Here is a 17,698-nt window from a genome sequence, read left to right as displayed (position 1 = left end):
CAACGAGCGATCACCACACAGGAGAACGTCCTAGCGGACCTGATCGGTGGGTGCCAGACCGGACTGCCAGGCCCAGGCGGCGATGCCGACGCGGTTACGGACGTCCAGCTTGCGCTGAAGGCTGGCTACATGGGACTTGACGGTGGCGAGCGAGATGAACAGCTCCTCGCCGATGTCCGTGTTGGAAAGCCCCCCGGCCACCAGCGCCGCGACCTCCTCCTCGCGCGGCGTCAGCGGCTCGGGGGACGGCTTCCCCTCCCCGAGCACCGGTGGGGCCAGCCGGTGCAGCATGCGCGCGGTGATCTGGGGGCTGATGAGGGCGTCGCCGGACATCGCCGCGCGTACCGCTTCGACCAGCAGCGTCGGTCCGGAGCGTTTCAGCAGGAAACCCGAGGCTCCGGCGCGCAGCGCGGTGTGCACGTACGTGTCGAGGTCGAAGGTGGTGACCACCACGACCCGGAGGGGCGGGTCCGCGCCGGGTCCGGCGAGTCGGCGAGTCAGCTCCAGACCGTCGAGACCCGGCATCCGGATGTCCGCGAGGAGCACGTCGGGGCGGAGCCTCAGGGCGGCGGACAGCGCGGTGACACCGTCTGCCGCCTCGCCGATCACGGCCATGTCGGGTTGGGCGTCCAGGACGAGGCGGAAACCGGCGCGGATGGTCTCCTGATCGTCCGCCAGCAGAATGCGGATGGTGCCGGTGCCGCTCATGCGACGGTCTCCTCGGGTGCCGTGTGCCGGGCGGCGGCCGTACGCCCGTGCCGGCCGCTGGTCGGTGCCGCGCTGTCGGGCAGCGGCAGCGTGGCCGCGACCTGCCAGCCCGCGGTCCCGTGCGGCCCCGCAGCCAGCGTGCCGCCGAGGGCCTCGACACGGTCGGTGAGGCCCGCCAGTCCGAGGCCGCCCCGCGAGCGCTCCGGGAGCGGGGAGGTCCGCTCGGCGGCCCGGGCCCCGGCCTCAGCCGTATCGGCGACAGTGAGGTGAAGGGCCGTCCCACTGCCGTACGGCACCCGCCGGGCGGCGATGCAGACGGTGACGGCAGCGGGGGCGTGGCGGCGCACGTTGGTGAGGGATTCCACCACGATGCGGTATCCGGTCGCACTGACGTGCGGGGGTAAGCCTTCCAGCACACCGGCGGGCACATCGAGCCGGGCCGGAACGGTGCCGGTGCGGGTGAACCGTGATGTCAGGGCGGGCAGTTCACTCAGGTCGCGCTGACGGTCGAGGGTACGGGCGGTGCACTCCGCGCGGGGCGGCCGTCCGGACGGCTCGCCGCGGGCGTCGCCCGAACCGGCAGCATCCGCTTCACCGTCCCGGTCCTCCTGCCCGTTGAGCGTCCGGACCGTGCGGTCCATCGCGGCCAGCGCCTGCATACCCGCCTCCTCCATCCGCGGCAGCAACTCCACCGCCCGCTCGGGGTCCTCGCATGCCAGGAGCCGAGCGGCCTGGACAAGGACCACCACGCCCATGACATCGTGCGAGGCGAAGTCGTGCAGATCACGGGCCACTTCGAGAAGCTGCTCACGTCGCTGGTCCGCGAGCGCCCGGCGCCTCCGGGAGTCCTGGCCGCGCAAGTACCCGCCCAGCGCCGCGGCGCCCGCCGCCAGCAAGGACGAGAACAGACACAGCACGCCGATCTCCGCCGCTGCCGCGGGCGGCGTCAGATGCAGGCCGATCCGCAGCGGCAGCACCGCTACCGCCGCGCCATGCGCCATGGCGCATGCGATCGCCCCGGCCCGCCCGTTCATCCGGCGCACCGTCGGCACCAGAAGAGCGAGCAGCGCGCACGTCTCCACGGCCCACCACCAGCCCGTGGCATTGACAACCGGCCCCTGGAAGCAGGCCGTCAACACCAAGGAGGCAGCGGCGGCAAGCCACGGCCGCCCGGCCGCATGAGGCAGCGGCAGGCGGGCCGCCGTCGCCACCGCCGTACCGGCCGTCACCAGACCCACGGCGACGATCGCGACACCCGCGGTGGACGCCGTCGCCCACGCGGCGGTGGCCAGCCCCAGGAACAGAAGGCCGCCGAGGACGCGCAGGACGGGCAGGTGTCGATCGCTCATGAGCAACCACCCTAAGAGGCGGGGTGGTTCGCCCGGACGGCGCCCCGGGACCGGGATCAGTCCCGCTCGGTCCACCACGGCCGGGTCCCGGACGGGCTTCGCAGCGCATTGGTCGCGCAGTGCACTTCCCCGCCGACGGTGCCGAGGTGGTGCGAGTAGGCCCAGTCCTCCACCCAGTGGATCCGGGTGCCCGTGCCGCTCAGGGCTTTCTCGGCCGCCCGCTCGAAGACATCCCGGCCGGCGGTCTCCTGAGCGTGCTGGCGTGGTGCCAGGTAGACCCCGGTGCCGGTGCTCACGCCGTTGGCCGCGCCGGGCAGGTAGTTGGCAACAACGTCCCGGCGCGGATACCCGGCGGGCACGTCGAGCCGGTTGAACAGAGCCGGAACACGCACGACATGGCGTTCCGCCAGCCCCGCTTGCTCGCGAAGGGTACGCAGAGCGGATTCGATGCCCTTTCGGGCGATCTCCGTGCCCCGGGTCAGTGAGGGCTTGCGCAACGCGTCGGCGACCGTGAGACCGGGGTCCTCGGTGTCCTGCGGAGCGATTCCGCGGACCAGCGGTTCCTCGCCCCGGCCGCGCTTCACGAGATCTTCCAGCAGTTTCCGTCCCAGGCCGGGGTCGGCGACAACGGCCACCCAGCCCCGGTCGTTCCTGGCCGGGACGAAGGACAGGAACTCGTCGATGTGACCGACCCCCAGCCAGCTGGTGTCCACCGATATCGGCCGCTGGTAGCCCTGCGCGGCGAGCATCCGGGTGAAGGAGGCGTCCGGGGATTCCTTGCCTCCCGTGCCACCGTAGATGACCCGGCCCACCGGGTAGCGGTGGCCCCGCCAGGTGTACGGCGGGACGGTGCCGAAGTTCCCGGTGGAGCTGAACGAGCCGTAGTACAGGCTGTCGTCGCTGCCGACGCGCTGGGGATCGTACTGCTGAAGCACTCCCGTGCCGGGACCGCGGAGCAGCGGGAACACGCTCCGCGAGGCATCCCTGAGCGGGAAAGCGCCTGTGGCCGTGCCGGGCATCACGTCCGCGGACCGCACGATGACGGTGACGCGGTGTTCACGGCCGCCCGGCGCGGGAATGGACGCGTAGGCGGCCTTGAACAGGTCCTGCATCCAGACATCGCCGCCGGTGGGGTAGTTGTACAGCGGGGCGGGCAGCCCGGCCCGGTCGAGGCCGCGTCGCAGATCGCGGCGGAACGCGGCTTCCCCCGGTCGCACGGGCCGTGGCTGCGCGGCGGGATCGTAGTGCTTGCCGCGCTCCACCTCGGCCGGCGAGATGTTGTGATCGGCCGTCATCATGTGCTGTATAGGCATCAGGTCGTGCTGGAATACGATGGGCGCGACCCGTAGTCGTACCCGGTCCTCGGCCATGGCACCACCGCGTTCCACCTTGAGAACGATGTCGGTGAATCCCGCCCACTTCTGAGGGTCGCGTACGAAGTCCTCGGCCTCCACACCCAGTCGGACGCCGTGGCGCAGTTCGCCGGTGGTCAGCCGGTCGTCGGGCTCCAGCGGAACCATACGGCCACGGCGCTCGGCGAAGATCCGGACACGCTTCCGGGAGGCCGGGTCGGCAGCGACGGTGGCGGTGGTGCCGGCCATGACGCGCGGGGCGGCGGTGATGTGCACCGGCGCGAGGTCCGCGAGGTCGGCAGGGCCGTTGACCACGGTGTCCGCGGCATCGTTGCAGTCCGCCAGGCGTTCGTCGGGCAACCGCGCCCCTCCGGGGCCGGCAGTGGGGCAACGCCGCTGGTCGTCGTCCACGTTGGGCAGCATCAGCGCACCGCGGCGGCTGGTCCAGGTGTCCTTGCCGGCGTCGTCGTCCGGAGCGATCAGGCCGTCCCGGTTCGTGTCCGCTCGGATCACCGGTCCGGGAGGCGCGGCGTGCGCCGGTTGTGCCGGGAACGTCCCGGTCACGACCGTGAGGAGAGCGGTTCCCAGCGCACCCGCGCTCATGGGCACAAGGCGGCAGCGCCGGTGGCGCGGGCGCCCGACAGCGCCGGATTCGGTGGCCGAGGGAGCCAACAGTGTTTCGTCGTCCATGGCTCCACCCTCGGCCACGGACCTTCGACGGGGCATCCACCCGATGGCCGGTTCCGGCGCGGGAGACGACGGCCGTCTCATCCTTTCGGCGGATCGGCCGACCGGGACGTGCGCGGGTCCGCAGCGAGAAAGACATCCGCCGGGGCGGGCGCCTGCTTGGGGCCGCAGCCTGACAACACCATGGCCGAGCCGGCGTACCGCTCTCCATGAGAGGCTGGACGGCATGGGGGAAGCGTCGGACGGTCAGGATTCTCGGGAGTTCCTGGCAGGGATCCGCATCGGCGACCTCTGCACCGGGACCGTCACAGAGGTCACGCGGTCTCAGGGAGTGACGGTCACCCTGGACGGTTTCTCCGCGAGCCCGCTGGGGACCATCTGGCCTTCGGACGTCTCCTGGGAGTGGAATCGCTCGGCGGCCGTTGAGGTCGGCCAGCGGATCACCGCCGAGGTGATCGCCGTTGAGCTGGACGAGGGCCACGCCCGGCTGTCACTGACCGCCGCCGAGAGCCCGGAACTGTGGACGTTCCTGCGATCACGCCACCGCGGCGAGATCCTTTCCGGCACAATTGCGGCCATCGAGCGGTTCGGGGTGTTCGTGGCGCTGGACGACGGCCCCGGCCATCCGGTCCTCCCCGGCGTCGGATTCATCACGATTCCCGAACCTCTGCGTCCACAGCACCAGGCAGCCGTTCTGGACGGAGGCGGACCGCTCCCGTACCTGCCGTCGCCGACGGCTTCCTCCCGTACATCGTGGTCCTGGCTTCCTGGCCGCACGCCGTGGCAGTCCTGAGACATTCCCCGCGGCTGTTCGGGGGCATCAATGGCATTGACCATGGTTCCGGTGGAGAACACCCGCAGAACCATTGAGCAAGGCAAGGAGTGTTCAGGATGCGCATGACCCGAAAGTTCGCCGTCGCCGTAGCCACTACCGCGCTGATGACGGGGGGCGTCGGTGCGGTTACCGCACAGGCTTCGCCCGCGACGGCCGACGGTTCCGCCCCTTCGGCCTGCCGACCGGCCAACCACCTCGCGAAGATCACCGAGGGGCCCGCCAGCAGCGGGCACAGCCACTACCGCGTGACGCTGACGGCGCCGCGCGGGTACGAGCCGTGCGAGCTGGCCGGATCGCCCACCGACGTGCGGTTCTCGAACCATGGTTCGGACGTCGGCATCATCCCCGGCCGCTACGGCGACCAGACAACCGTAGTGACCTTCGGTCCGGGACACCCGATCCACTTCGACATCCAGGTTCCCAACAGCGGCCGCGGCACCGCCGCGCAGGAAGCATCGTTCACACTGCGGGCCCCGGACGGCGAGATCCCCGGCACGTCCTTCGCCGACGGCAGGCTGAACGTGGCCGCCGGTACCCTCATCGGTCCGGTCGAGCGCGGAGCCTGACACACTCCGGCACCCTCGGCGTGTCCTGAGGCGGCGCCGGGTCGGCGGCGGTGTTCCTGCTACCGCCCACGCGGGCCCGGCCGCGGAACCCGTCAGGACCGCCTCAACAGGATCGGGGCCGACGCGGTGGCCTGATGCTCCGCCTCCCGTCCCCGGCCCTGCTCAGTCGCTGCTCGACAGGACACCCTGGCCCAGGAGCACGAGGAGCCGGGCCCAGGACAGCGACGCCACCGTGCCGGAGCACGTCGAATCCGGCACGGTGGGCCGGAGAGGGAGACGACGCTTCCTCGACCGCTTCCCCACCGGCACCGAACGGTGCGTCGGGCCCACGACTCGTCCCGAGCACTCGCGGCCCGAGGAGACCGTTGGTACGGGACCTTGGACCAGTCCGGGGTGAGGATGAGAGCCGGGAAGTGGGGGGCGAGGAGAGCGGGGGACCGTCCCGGTCCGAGGGCGCGGAACCATCCGCGTAGCCGATGCGCCGGGCCGGGGCGCTCTTCCCGTACGGGCTCCTCTCCCCGACAATGGCCCCCAACTGTCTGGCCTTGGGGGGGCTTGTGTCGGATCGTGGTTCCACTCCTGTTCCGCCCTCCATGCGCAGAGTCGCGCGGGAGTTCGAACTTGGTTCGCGCCAGGGGCTGGTATGGACCGAGCCCAAGCGCTTTCCGTGGATCGTGGTGCTGCTGCCGGCACTGGTCGGACTGCCGGTGCTCTGGCTGGGGATTTCGGCCGCAGTGGAGGGTCAGCGGAGCCACGGCGCCTGGTACTACGGGCTGCCGCTGCTCATCCTGGGGGCCGCCATAGTCGCTGCAGCCGGGTATTTCCTCTTCCTCGCGCTCACAAGACGGCAGGCGCAGGTCTGGGTAGGTCACTACCAGCACGGCATCGTCCGGGAGGTTGCCGGGCACCTGCCGGAGGCGTACTCATGGGACGAGATCGACGGCATTCGGCGGAGCAGCACCAAAGTGACGAACGGGATCACCAGCGTCACCACACACGAACTCTGGGTGCGTCCCCGTGAGGGTGCCGAGATCACGTTGACCGACGCGTACAAGGGGGTCGCACGGTTCATCGACGAACTGGACAAGACATTCACGCGCGTACGGCTGCCGCAGGACAGGGACCGGCTGAAGGCGGGCGAACGAGTCGACTTCTTCGGGGCCCACCTCGATCCCGCCGGAGTCGGGTACCTCGACCACCGGCTCGGCTGGCGCGAGGTCGACCGGGTCACGGTGAAACAAGGCCGGCTGGAGATCCATCGGCACGGCGACGGAAAGCCGTGGGCCAGGCTCCCCGTAGAGATGGTCGAGAATCTGTCGGTCTTCCTGGCCCTCGCCGCAAGGATGCGCCAGGAAGCGGCCGGGAGGCGGCCGCGACCAGACGATCCGGCCTGATCCGGCGAAGGCCGGTGCTTCGGCAGCAGGTCTGGATCAACGAACCGAACAGGCGGCGGCCCCAACGCCATGCTGCTCCAATTGGCTGCCCACTACCGCAAGACCAGCCTCGCCCGGGCCGACGGTGGCTGCACCTGCCGCCTCGTCGACTTCGCCCGCGACGAACTCCGCATCACTCCGGGCCGGCCGGCTCGCGTCCGCTCCACCGGTTCAGGCGGCTCCGGATCCGCTACCGCCGAGAAGGTCGACCCGCGCGAGAGGATTCAGGTCCAGCCCCCACTGCGGGCTGGATTCCTCGGGGAACCGGCGGCAGTTGATACGAGAGCCCACCGGTAGAGGGTCGGCTACAGGTCCGCAAGCCAGGGATGCCCCGGGTGCACGCGGGCGAGTAGCTCGGTCAGGGTTTCGCGCTGAGCCAGGGTCATGTGCGGGACGGTCGCGTCGAAGTCTGATTGATCCTTTCGACGGAGATGCTTGGCCTTGAACAGCAGGACCAGTTCGGGTGCCAGATACGGGATGCCGTCCTGGGTGTGGAGGATGATGTCGCTGTAGGGAAGCCGGATCCTCTCATCGCGTCGGCAGATCCAGGTGTCACCGTCGTGTGGTTCGCGGAACACGTCGAGCAGGTAGTTTCCGCTGACCGGATCGCGGAGCCAAGTCTGGTGTACGGCGGCCAGCACCTCCGGTGTGGCGTCCTCCCAGATCCGTCCGCTGCCTGCCGCATCGAAGACGCACTCGGGGAAGCGGTAGCGGATCTCGGGAAAGCTCGCGGCCGGAATCGCGATCTCGATGTCTCCATGAGCGCGCGTCTGCCTGCCGCGGAACAGGTCCAGCGCCCAGCCCGCGGCCACGTACCAGGGTGTGCTGACCCCGGCCAACCGCTGCGCGACCTCACTCGGGGTCCAGCAGGATGCCCACCTGGCATGGAGGGCTTCGATCTCGTCGGGTGACAGCTCGATGCCGCCGCGGGGCAGTTGCTCGCTCACCGTAGGAATCTATCAGCGGACTCGAAGGCCCTCTGCCGCGTTCGTTGGAGGAGACCGGCGGGGCCCGGAGCCGTACGCCGCTGACGATCACACAAGGTCACCAGCGGGCTGGACTCCACCGGCAACTGACGACAGTTGAATACGAGAGCTCACCGGTAAGATGCCGCTCCAGGCCCTGCCTGGAGTCTTGATCGGTTGGCTTGTCCCGGCCCGCTGGACTGCGCTTGCCGAGGAAAAGGGGCAGCCGATACCCGGCAGACCGGGGCGGTGCGCGGGCCGGTCGGGCGTCCGCGCGCCCGCACGGACACGGTGGCCGCCGACAGGGCCCACCCCTCCCGGGCCAACCGCGCCTGAGCGTTGTCCCGTAAATGATCTATGACGTGTTCGCTGACTTGCTTGTGCCTTCGTCACCAGGCGAGGGAGAGGTTGTGCAGGCGGGCGATGCTGAGCATGACGTGGTGGACGCCGTCGCCCTTGAGGCGGCAGTCGCGGAGGATCTTCCAGGTCTACGTCCGGGCGAAGGCGTGCTCGACGCGGGCAGGGACTTTCCGGTGCGCGAGCCCTTGGACCGTGGCAGCGCCCGAGTCCCTGACCGCCTTTGTGATCAGAACACTTTCCAGGCGCAGTGGTCGTCCAAGCCGAACGGCAGGGGCGCCGCGTCACCTACCGCCCCGTGCCGCGGTGGTGGCGCCGCCGGTGGCTGTGCTGAACGCCTGCGCCGTCGAACTCCCCGGTGCTGCCGAAGGAGGCGGACGCCTTCAAGGCTGTGCCGCACTTCGCGATCTCGAAGGGCCTCATGGAGTTCGCCCGGCCGGTGTTCCCGCAGGACGCCGACCACGTCGTCGAGGCGGGCGTGCCGTGGTGGCTGAGGAGTGAGGCCATGGGAGCACCGCGCCGCTCGGGGCGGATCGTCTCCGCGGGAGCCGAAGAGGCGGAGGCTGAGCGTCTGCTGGCCATGCCCGCTCGCCAACGCCACGCAGAAGCCCTCGAGGTGCTCCGGGGCGTCGCGGGCAAGCGCAGCCTCAAACCGCTCAAGGTCATGGAGCACGGATGGACCAAAGACCCATTCGCCCGTGCCGCCTTCACGGACTCGGAGCGTGTGACGGGCATCCGGGAGATCCACGAGCAGGTCCACGACACCCTCTTCTGGGCCGGCGTCATCACCGACCAAGTCGACTACTCCCATTGCTTCGGGCAGTTGTCGAACACGGCAATTCCGCCGACATCGCTGTGCGCGAGCATTGTCGTATCCGGGTAAGGATCACCACGAAGTGGGAACTCCCGCTTCACAGTGCTCGCACAAGGTCAGCTCAAGCCGCTTTCGTGCGTACCGCCGACGGGCAAGAACAGGCCAAGCGATCACGACTCCAGACAGGCCCTAGGGGAGGCGGGCAAGCAAGTGGGCGTCGAGGAAGCCCCGCTCGGAGGCCGGATCGTGGATCAGCTGGGCGAATGTGACGAGCCCGGCCCCGGCCAGCAGCTCGGCGAACCGGTCCACCGGCCAGCTGTAGGCGGGCGTCACCTTGTGGTCGAACCGAACCGGCTCGGATCCGGCGGTCGCGAAGAACGAGACCAGGAGCAGGCCTCCCGGTGCCAGGACACGCACCTGTTCGGCGAGCAGCGCGGGTAGTTCGCCAGGAGGGGTGTGGATCATCGAGTAGTGGGCCAGCACGCCGCCGAGCGCCCCGTCCTCGACCGGCAGGGCCTCCATCCGGGCCTCGTCGAACTGCAGCGCCGGATGGGCCCGCCGGGCGTGGTCGACCATGCCGGGGGAGAGGTCGAGCCCGAAGGCGTCCAGCCCCAGGTCGTGGAGCATGGCTGTCAGATGTCCGGGCCCACACCCGACGTCGGCTGCCCGCAGGTTCTCCGTCCCGCGCACCAGCTCGGCGAAGGTGCCGAGCATGGCCCGCGCGAACGGCTGCGTCTCCAGCCGATCGGCGAACAACGACGCATACAACTCGACGACCTCGTTGTAGGCCGCCCTGGTCTCGTCCTGGTGCTCCACCACGGGAAGGAAGCTAACACCTGCCGGTTCGGAGCCGTTCGCCGGCCCCGTGCAGACTCCCACCCTGGAGACTGCCTGTCCCGTCACGTGATCAGGGTCAGGCCCTGGACACCATGATCGCTCCCAGTGCCAACGGCTGCGCCGATGTACGAGTTGCTGCCAAGTCCCTTTTCTGATCGGGTACTTACGTTACCGTGAGGCGTACGAAGCATCGCTGCGAGCGCCGAGGCCGGCCGTCGGAACCAACGCGGCACCACCGACCTCGGTGCCGGACTTCGTTCCGGTCTTCCCCGCCCACCGCAAGGGTGACGGCCACCGTTCCGGGGACGGGTTCGGTGGGAAACGGTGGAGGTTTCGGTACTTGTGTGAGATGCGAAGTACTGCGGCGGCCGGCTCGCGTACGAGTCGTTGAACGGCGAGTGCGGGCGTGATACCGGTGGGCTCTCCCATTCGCCTGTCGTCGGTTCGTCCCGGTGCCCGGCCGGATGGTGATCGTCGGTGGCGTACCGGCCCCAGACGCTTTCGCTCTGCCGTTGGGGTTCGGCGGGACGGCGCCGGGCGGAGCCGAGTCCTGACCGGGGTCAGGCCGTGCCGGTGGGATTTCCGGAGGGGCGGGTGACGGCCCAGGCGGCCTCGATCATCTGGAAGATCTCGTCCACCGCGGTCTGTGGATCGGCCGCGTCACGGGCCAGGGAGTAGGCGTCGATCACGAACCTCGCGATCGTCCGGCAGGCCGTTGTGGTCTGTGACAGGTCGGGATCGGCGGCGATGGCCGTCGCCAGCGACTCTGCATGGCGCAGTCCCATCGACTCCTCGTACTCGCGCAGGGCGGGGGATTCGTCGATCATGCGCCGGACCGGGGCGGCGCTGTCCGCCGTGCAATGTCGCACCAGGGCCTGGATCTCCCGGCGCAGCGCGGGAATGAGCGGCTCGTGCGGTGCCCGGTTGGTGACCGCCTGCGTGAGGCGTTGCTCGAAGTCTTGATCCCGCTCGAACACCAGGGCCTCTTTCGAGGCGAAGTGGGAGAAGACCGTGGTGACGGCGACGTCTGCCTCGGCGGCCACATCGCGGATGCCCACCGTGTCGTACCCGCGTTCCAGGAAGAGTCGCAGGGCGGTGTCGGTGATCTTCTGGCGGGTCGCGGCCTTCTTGCGTTCGCGTCGCCCCGATGGCACGGTCATATCCTCACGCTATCAGATACAAAGATGTAACCGTTGTTAAACGCTAGCCGTTAGGGTTACGGTCGACGGCATGAAAAGAGTGAGCTTCGCCGAGTTCGGCGGTCCGGACGTCCTGCGACTCGTCGACGCCGAGGAGCCCCACGCGGGCCCCGGCCAGGTACGCATCGCCGTGCGGGCGGCGGGCGTGAACCCCGTCGACTGGAGGATCCGCGAAGGGCAGATCCTGAAGGCCCATCCGCTCGAGTTGCCCTCCGGAGTCGGGCTGGACGCCTCCGGGGTGGTGGACGAGGTCGGCCAGGGCGTCGAAGGGGTCGAGGTCGGCGACCACGTGTTCGGCGAAGGATCGAGCACCTATGCCGAGTTCGCCGTGCTGTCGGCCTGGGCCCGCATGCCCGAGAGGCTGACCTTCGAAGAGGCCGCCGGGTACCCCTCCGTGGTGGAGACCGCGCTGCGGATCATCCGCGAGGTCGGTGTGCAGGCCGGGCAGACGCTGCTGGTCAACGGTGCATCCGGAGGAGTCGGATCGGCGGTGCTGCAGATCGCCCGCGACCGCGGCATCAGGACGATCGGCACGGCCGGAGCCGCGAACCAGGACTACCTGCGCGGCCTGGGTGCCCTCGCCACGACGTACGGCGAAGGCTGGGTCGAGCGGGTGCGGCGGCTCGGCCATGTCGACGCGGCTCTCGATCTGGCCGGCTCGGGCGTGATCCGCGAGCTCGTCGAGCTGACCGGGGATCCGCAGAAGGTGATCTCCATCGCCGACCTCGCCGCGCCGGAGTTCGGTGTCCGATTCTCCGGCGTGGCCGGAAGCGTGCCGGAAGCGCTCGCCGAGGCCGTCGGCCTCATCTCGCGGGGAAAGCTCCGCATCCCGGTCGAGAAGTCGTACCCGCTCGCCGAGGCCGTGGAGGCACACATCGACAGCCAGGCCGGTCACACGCGCGGGCGCCGGGTCCTGGTCGTCTGAGAACCGGCTGCGCGTCGTTCCCAAGCAGAAGTTGAGGACGATGCCGACCTGGGGACGGGGCAGCCCACATCGCGCGGCGCGGGCCGGTGCGGAGCCGCGGGGCATGGGTGCTGCGTCAGGGGTGCGACTTGTGAACTCGTATCTCCAGGTGCCGCGCTACGGCCGAGCCGTGATGGTTTAGAGCACCTGACAGAAAGCCTGGTCGTAGCCGTATCCCCTTCCTGGCTGAGTCGGCAGTGCTGTGGAGGGCGTTCGGGCCCGAGCCGTACGAGGCTGTACTGGCCGTCCGCCGCGCGGAGGCGGAGCTGTTCGCGATGTTCACCGACGCGGACGTCATCGAGGCCGTCCGCTGGCGGGACTGACTGGCTACTCCTCGGGCTCCCAGGCGATCAGCTGCTCGAACACCTGCTGGTCGCCCTCGATCTTCAGGTCGCTCAGCGTGAGGCGGCCCCAGACGAAGAGGAGCAGCTGCTCGGCCGTTCCCGTGGCCGAAGCGGAGGCGGGCGCGGTGTCGTCCGTGAGGGGTGCGGGCCAGGCGCCGGTGCCGTCCAGCGCGAGGAGCCAGGAGCGGCCCTCGGTGGCGTGGTAGTGGACGGTGGCGGCCTCGTGCGGCCAGGCCGCCGGGGTGGAGTTGCAGGTGTCGAGAAACTCGGCCACGCCGTCGATCGCGACGTCCGTCGGCATCGGCTGCACGGCGCCTGCGGCGAGCTGGGCGTCGTAGGTGTGCACCAGCAGCTCGTGCACCCGGCGCCGGGCAACGCCCCAGGCATTCGCCGGCGACACGCCGGCGCCCCACCACGCCCAGCACTCGCGCTCCGGGCCGGCCTCGCGCAGCGCACTCAGCAGCAGCTCGTTCGACTCGGTGTACCAGGCCAGCAGCGCCTCGAGCTCGCGCGGCACCTCCGCGGCGCCCTTGGCCGGCGGAGCCTCGGCCGGGCCCGCGGCGACGATCGCGGCCCACCAGCGTTGGCCCGTACCCAGGTGCTGCACCAGATCGAACGACGTCCACTCGGGGCAGGATGGCACCGGCGCGTCAAGGCTGGGCGCGGCGGCAACCGCACTCCGGAACGCGGCCGACCGCTCGTCGATCAGTTGCAGCAGGGCGGAGTACTCAGGACTCTCTGTCACATCGCTTGCTTATCACCCCGGCTCAGCCGACTGCACCCTATTTTCCAGGCCGTCAGCTGCGGGAGTTTGAGCACCTGATGGAAGGCCTGGTCGTAGCCATATCCCCTTCCTGGCTGGCTCGTTGAACGAGTCATGGGAAGGGGAACGGTCCTCCGTGGATGGTGCAGGATGACCGTGGGGGCGGATCGAGCCGTTGCTGCCGGTCAGGCAGCGGCGTCCGCGCCATCCCGGCCGGCTGCCACTGGACAACCGTGGCTGCCTGCAGGGCATTCTGTTCGTGCTGCACACCGGGATCCAGTGGGAGTGGCTGCCGCAGGAGCCACCAGGCATGTCAGGGCGGCCCAGAACCGGGCCGAGCCCGGTCGACCGTGCCAGGCCCGGCTCGAAGCACCACGTCATCACCGACGCAGGCGGCACCCCGCTCGCCATCACCCTGACCGGTGGCAACCGCCACGACATCACCCAGCTGCTGCCCCTGTTCGACGCGATCCCGCGGATCCGCGGAGTGACCGGTCGCCCCCGTCACGGGCCGCGGCAGTTGTTCGCCGACCGAGGCTACGACTTCGACAAGTACCGTCGGCTCCTGTGGAAGCGCGGCATCAAGCCGGTCGTCGCCCGAAGTGGAGTTCCGCACGGCTCCGGCCTGGGCTCGGTCCGCTGGGTAGTCGAGCGGGCGAACGCGTGGATCCACGGCTTCCGACGGCTACGAATCCGCTGGGAGATCCGCGACGACATCCACGAGGCGTTTCAACCGCCGGGTGTGCTCGGTGAGTTCGGTCATCTGCTTGCGCACGGCTGCTTCGCTGGGGAAATCGTAGGCCCTGCGCAGCGACTCCTGGTCGGGCACGGCGTCGAGGCGGAGCGAGTCGAAGGCACTGCCGGCAAGGGGTGCCGGCATGCCTCCGACCCTGACGAGCCGACCTGCGAGTGACCTCGGTCGGTAGGGGCGGGGGCGTGGAGTCGGCCGCGTGAGTTGCCTGGTGCGTGGAGATCAAACAGGCCCGCGCGGTCATGTCCCACCGTGCCTTCTGCAGGCTGTCGCGCCGGTATCTGGGCGAGTTGGCCGCGGAACTCTCCCCGCGCCGGGTGGCGCGCTGAGAGTCAGGACGTCACGGGCGACGGGAAGGCGAACGCCGGTGGGAGGTGTGGGCCGGGCCGAAGTACGAACCGGCCTTCACCTACCGGCTCCTGGTGACACTGGTCCATCTGCGGATCTGGTTCACCCATGACGCGTCGGGCGTGCACTACGAGGTGGGGTCCTCGGTACCCAGGCCGCAGAGAAACCTACGGCGAACCCCACCTCGCCATCGCTGCCCTGGTCTCCGACCGCGCCGCCAAACGACCCATCCGGCACAACCCGGGCACCGAGCCGGTGCACGTCCGCACCACGGCCTGCTGAACCACCCGCTTGCCGAAATCCGCAGACCAACTGGCCCAAAGTCTGTCGCGGGCCGGCACGTTACTCCTGGTGTGTCGTATTCCTCGCCTCAACCGTGCTTCATGCACGCCGCCGGGGGCCCGGCCAGGGTTAGCCGAGCTGATCAGCGGACCCCTGCGAGCCGCCGCAGATCTCGGCGACCTCGCGGGGGTCCTCGGCCGTGAGACGCGCCTCCAGGAGCACTGCTTGATCGGCCGGTTCGTCTGCGGAGATCGGAAGGACCATTCTGAACTGAAGCCAGGGACGGTCTTCCCTGATCGCGGAACGGCCGGGATGGAACAGGAAGACATTGATCTGGTCAGGCTCCCAGTGCCAAGCCGAGACGGCTCCCAGCTCGCATTCCCAAGCCGCCAGCCGACCGACGTCCTCCCGGAGCCTTTCCTCCAGAAGCCTGGCGACTGTTCGGGCCGGCCATTCCCAGCTGTGGTCCGTCGAGGCCCGGCGGACCTCCGCTTCGTACTGATCGACGTCGAATCGAAACTCTGGGAGATCGACGTCCTCCTGGTCCGGATTGCGCCAGCCGCTCCAGATCACGTGTTGCCCTTCGCGCCTGATGGTCACGTAGACAGCGCCGCAGCATCCCTCTGTGCACTCGGCCGTGGCAAGCCGAACCTCACGGGGGGTGTCTGTCGCGTGAAGCGGCGTATCCGGCCCCAGGAGATAGCGAAGGTCATCTGCCGGACCCTCATCGAACACTTCGGCCAGGACGTCTCGTCCGTTGATGAGCGGTCGGCATTCCACGCTGCCGTGTCGACTTCCCAGCGGTGGCACGACGATGCGGAGGGACAGCAGATGCGGTTCTGTGGTCATTGGCTGATGGTCTCGGAGTCAGCGGCAGTTGTCTTCCATGTTTCTGCCTGGGAGAGGACGGAACCTGCGTTCTGGACATCCTTGCCCGGGGGCTGGCGCTGGGTGTGGGACGCGTGCGGGCCCAGCAAGCCCTGCGCTGCGCTTCTGCATATGTGTGTCTCCAGCCGTGCGTAGTTGGAGTGGTGCCACCCTGATGTTGACCAACGGTACGGCTCGGGCTGTCGGGTCGGAGGGGACACGTGTGTGGCGCTCGCTCCCGAAGACCGCCTGGCGATCTCCGAATCGGTCTCGTTGCACGGCCACCTTGTCGACGATGGAAGCCTTGAGCGGTTGGAAGAGCTGTTCACTGCGGATGTCGTCCATGACCTGACCGACTTCGGCCAAGGCTGTCTCGTCGGAGTTGCAGCCGTCCGGGAAGCGCTCTGGCCCTGGGACCCGCCAATCCCGTTGCGCATCACGTCACCAACATCGTCACGTGCATGTGTGCCCGCAGGCGTCGGTGCAACTGGGTAGTAGTACGGGCTCGTATCGGTCGAGCGGCTGCCGAGGGCGCTCAGGAATTCCGCCAGCTCCAGGCAGTCGCCGACCGTGATGTCGTGGCGATCCCCGCCGGTCTCGACCACACCTTCCTCTACCGCCACCGCGAAGTGCCCCGAGGCCCTTCACGCCGCCGCCCACGAATCGGCGGCAATGCGCTGTGGGCGCCTCCACCCGGGACAGCGGGTAGATGACCTTGAGGTGGACGTCGCATGCCTCTGTGCGCGGCTTCGAGGAGCTCTACGGAGCAATTCCAGGCCGCGCCCGGGTCCCTTTTTCAGCGGACCGCGACACCAGACGGGAGAATCTCTGTATGGCGATTTAAGGGGCTCCCGTGCGTCACGTGCAGGGGGGATCGTCTCTATGGTTTTTCGGCCTTCACGATGGCACGTGAGGGGCTTGTAGTCCTACTCGCAATGCTCGTGCGGGGTGTGCTAAACCTAGTTCTCGGTTCTATGGTGAACCTTGCGGAACAGGGCCTGGCCGGTCGGCGGGGCCCTGCACCGACCTCCGTCCGACTCATGCCGCTCCCGCCCCACCGGGTGGGGGTGCGGTTCGTCGTGCCAGAAAAGAGAGCGCCCCTGTGACCGATCCCGGCATTCCCTCCGACCCCTCGGCCGACGCCACCGCACCCGCGCCCACCACGGGCAATGTGGGGGACACGTCCTACACCGGCAGCCAGATCCAGGTCCTGGAGGGCCTGGAGGCAGTCCGCAAGCGGCCTGGCATGTACATCGGTTCGACCGGCGAGCGCGGTCTGCATCACCTGGTCTACGAGATCGTCGACAACTCGGTCGACGAGGCCCTCGCGGGGTACGCGGACCGGATCGACGTGACGATCCTGGCCGACGGCGGGATCGAGGTCGTCGACAACGGGCGTGGCATCCCGGTGGACATCGTGCCGTCCGAGGGCAAGCCGGCCCTGGAGGTCGTACTGACGGTGCTGCACGCGGGAGGCAAGTTCGGCGGCGGCGGCTACGCCGTCTCCGGCGGTTTGCACGGCGTGGGCATGTCGGTGGTCAACGCCCTGTCGACGCGGGTGGAGGCGGAGGTGCGCTACGGCGGGCACCGCTGGATCCAGGGGTACGAGAAGGGCGTGCCGACCGCCGCGCTCGAGCAGCACGAGGAGACCTCCGAGACCGGCACCTCGCTGACGTTCTGGGCCGACGGCGACATCTTCGAGACCACCGAGTACTCCTTCGAGACGCTGTCGCGCCGCTTCCAGGAGATGGCCTTTCTCAACAAGGGCCTGACCCTGACGCTGACCGACGAGCGTGAATCCGCGAAGGCCACGGTGGGCGCCGACGACCCGGACGCGGACGTGTCCGAGCCGGTGGCGCGGACGGTGAAGTACTTTTACGAGGGCGGCATCGTCGACTTCGTGAAGTATCTGAACGCGCGCAAGGGCGAACCCGTCCACCCGTCGATCATCTCGCTGGAGGCGGAGGACACCGCGCGCCTGCTGTCGGTAGAAGTCGCGATGCAGTGGAACACCCAGTTCTCCGACAGCGTGTACTCCTTCGCGAACACGATCCACACGCACGAGGGCGGTACCCATGAAGAGGGCTTCCGCGCGGCGATGACGGGTCTGGTCAACCGGTACGCGCGGGAGAGGAGGTTCCTGCGCGAGAAGGACGACAACCTCGCGGGTGAGGACATCCGTGAGGGTCTGACGGCGATCATCTCGGTGAAGCTGGGTGAGCCGCAGTTCGAGGGTCAGACGAAGACCAAGCTGGGCAACACGGAGGCGAAGACCTT

The 17,698-nt window shown here is 69.2% G+C and carries 18 protein-coding genes and 1 pseudogene; 10 read left to right on the top strand and 9 right to left on the bottom strand.

The annotated features are described in order from the left end of the window. Positions 1-30: 30 nt before the first annotated feature. The 3 genes from ACWCPY_RS34225 to ACWCPY_RS34215 are packed head-to-tail and all read right to left on the bottom strand — an operon-like array spanning position 31 to position 4,099. Entirely contained in the window at positions 31-708 is a 678-nt protein-coding gene (locus ACWCPY_RS34225) for a response regulator (protein WP_451271623.1), read from the bottom strand. Then, entirely contained in the window at positions 705-2,057 is a 1,353-nt protein-coding gene (locus ACWCPY_RS34220) for a sensor histidine kinase (RefSeq protein WP_451271621.1), read from the bottom strand. The genes ACWCPY_RS34225 and ACWCPY_RS34220 overlap by 4 nt, the downstream gene beginning before the upstream one ends. Before the next feature lie 56 nt (positions 2,058-2,113). Next, positions 2,114-4,099 carry a protein-arginine deiminase family protein gene (locus ACWCPY_RS34215; protein WP_451271619.1) on the bottom strand — a complete coding sequence of 662 codons (1,986 nt, stop codon included), beginning with the start codon at positions 4,097-4,099 and terminating at the stop codon, positions 2,114-2,116. A 223-nt stretch (positions 4,100-4,322) separates the two neighbouring features. Here ACWCPY_RS34215 and ACWCPY_RS34210 point away from each other — a divergent pair, with 223 nt between their 5' ends. The 4 genes from ACWCPY_RS34210 (at position 4,323) to ACWCPY_RS34195 (ending at position 7,227) form a co-directional block, all read left to right on the top strand. Continuing rightward, the gene (locus tag ACWCPY_RS34210) at positions 4,323-4,889 is read left to right on the top strand and encodes a hypothetical protein (RefSeq protein WP_451271617.1); all 567 of its coding nucleotides are present in this window, start codon (positions 4,323-4,325) and stop codon (positions 4,887-4,889) included. 98 nt (positions 4,890-4,987) lie between these two features. Then, positions 4,988-5,497: a DUF4232 domain-containing protein gene (locus tag ACWCPY_RS34205; RefSeq protein WP_451271615.1), complete on the top strand. Its 510-nt coding sequence runs from the start codon at positions 4,988-4,990 to the stop codon at positions 5,495-5,497. 593 nt (positions 5,498-6,090) lie between these two features. Next, positions 6,091-6,891 carry a DUF6585 family protein gene (locus tag ACWCPY_RS34200; RefSeq protein WP_451271613.1) on the top strand — a complete coding sequence of 267 codons (801 nt, stop codon included), beginning with the start codon at positions 6,091-6,093 and terminating at the stop codon, positions 6,889-6,891. Positions 6,892-6,972: 81 nt separating this feature from the next. Continuing rightward, a complete protein-coding gene (locus tag ACWCPY_RS34195) occupies positions 6,973-7,227 on the top strand; it encodes a hypothetical protein (protein WP_451271611.1) in 255 nt (84 codons plus the stop codon). An 8-nt stretch (positions 7,228-7,235) separates the two neighbouring features. On the opposite strand, the gene ACWCPY_RS34190 is transcribed toward ACWCPY_RS34195, so the two are convergent. Together ACWCPY_RS34190 and ACWCPY_RS34185 are read right to left on the bottom strand one after the other, a co-directional pair. Further along, on the bottom strand, positions 7,236-7,877 hold the full coding sequence (locus ACWCPY_RS34190; protein WP_451271609.1) for a nucleotidyltransferase domain-containing protein: 642 nt from the start codon (positions 7,875-7,877) through the stop codon (positions 7,236-7,238). A gap of 407 nt (positions 7,878-8,284) precedes the next feature. Then, a pseudogene (locus ACWCPY_RS34185) lies at positions 8,285-8,434 on the bottom strand (IS5/IS1182 family transposase); the annotation flags it as partial. A gap of 176 nt (positions 8,435-8,610) precedes the next feature. On the opposite strand from ACWCPY_RS34185, the gene ACWCPY_RS34180 reads away from it, so the two are divergent. Then, positions 8,611-9,135: an FAD-dependent oxidoreductase gene (locus ACWCPY_RS34180; RefSeq protein ID WP_451271607.1), complete on the top strand. Its 525-nt coding sequence runs from the start codon at positions 8,611-8,613 to the stop codon at positions 9,133-9,135. 120 nt (positions 9,136-9,255) lie between these two features. Here ACWCPY_RS34180 and ACWCPY_RS34175 read toward each other — a convergent pair whose 3' ends face one another. Together ACWCPY_RS34175 and ACWCPY_RS34170 are read right to left on the bottom strand one after the other, a co-directional pair. Beyond that, a complete protein-coding gene (locus ACWCPY_RS34175) occupies positions 9,256-9,885 on the bottom strand; it encodes a class I SAM-dependent methyltransferase (protein ID WP_451271605.1) in 630 nt (209 codons plus the stop codon). A 578-nt stretch (positions 9,886-10,463) separates the two neighbouring features. Beyond that, entirely contained in the window at positions 10,464-11,063 is a 600-nt protein-coding gene (locus ACWCPY_RS34170) for a TetR/AcrR family transcriptional regulator (protein ID WP_451271603.1), read from the bottom strand. Between the two features lie 70 nt (positions 11,064-11,133). Between ACWCPY_RS34170 and ACWCPY_RS34165 the strand changes: the two genes are divergently transcribed. Both ACWCPY_RS34165 and ACWCPY_RS34160 read left to right on the top strand, forming a co-directional pair. Continuing rightward, positions 11,134-12,027, top strand: a complete 894-nt coding sequence (locus tag ACWCPY_RS34165; protein ID WP_451271601.1) for an NADP-dependent oxidoreductase — start codon at positions 11,134-11,136, stop codon at positions 12,025-12,027. Between the two features lie 236 nt (positions 12,028-12,263). Next, on the top strand, positions 12,264-12,389 hold the full coding sequence (locus tag ACWCPY_RS34160) for a hypothetical protein (protein ID WP_451271599.1): 126 nt from the start codon (positions 12,264-12,266) through the stop codon (positions 12,387-12,389). Between the two features lie 4 nt (positions 12,390-12,393). On the opposite strand, the gene ACWCPY_RS34155 is transcribed toward ACWCPY_RS34160, so the two are convergent. Beyond that, on the bottom strand, positions 12,394-13,155 hold the full coding sequence (locus ACWCPY_RS34155; protein ID WP_451271597.1) for a maleylpyruvate isomerase family mycothiol-dependent enzyme: 762 nt from the start codon (positions 13,153-13,155) through the stop codon (positions 12,394-12,396). Between the two features lie 158 nt (positions 13,156-13,313). On the opposite strand from ACWCPY_RS34155, the gene ACWCPY_RS34150 reads away from it, so the two are divergent. Then, positions 13,314-14,086 (top strand): transposase gene (locus tag ACWCPY_RS34150; protein ID WP_451271595.1). Its coding sequence is split into 2 segments (ribosomal slippage): positions 13,314-13,329 and positions 13,329-14,086, totalling 774 coding nucleotides; the frame shifts between segments, so codons are not numbered across the junction. A 597-nt stretch (positions 14,087-14,683) separates the two neighbouring features. Here ACWCPY_RS34150 and ACWCPY_RS34145 read toward each other — a convergent pair. After that, complete coding sequence (locus ACWCPY_RS34145) at positions 14,684-15,403, bottom strand: hypothetical protein (RefSeq protein ID WP_451271593.1); 720 nt, start codon at positions 15,401-15,403, stop codon at positions 14,684-14,686. A 243-nt stretch (positions 15,404-15,646) separates the two neighbouring features. Here ACWCPY_RS34145 and ACWCPY_RS34140 point away from each other — a divergent pair, with 243 nt between their 5' ends. Together ACWCPY_RS34140 and ACWCPY_RS34135 are read left to right on the top strand one after the other, a co-directional pair. Continuing rightward, positions 15,647-15,916 carry a nuclear transport factor 2 family protein gene (locus ACWCPY_RS34140; RefSeq protein WP_451271591.1) on the top strand — a complete coding sequence of 90 codons (270 nt, stop codon included), beginning with the start codon at positions 15,647-15,649 and terminating at the stop codon, positions 15,914-15,916. 607 nt (positions 15,917-16,523) lie between these two features. Continuing rightward, positions 16,524-17,698, top strand: a 1,175-nt coding sequence (locus tag ACWCPY_RS34135) for an ATP-binding protein (RefSeq protein WP_451271589.1), incomplete at its 3' end; no start/stop codon positions are given.

The organism is Streptomyces sp. NPDC002403 (assembly GCF_053593015.1).
The sequence above is the reverse complement of the archived record's forward strand: the minus strand, read 5'-3'. Positions and strand labels throughout refer to the sequence as shown.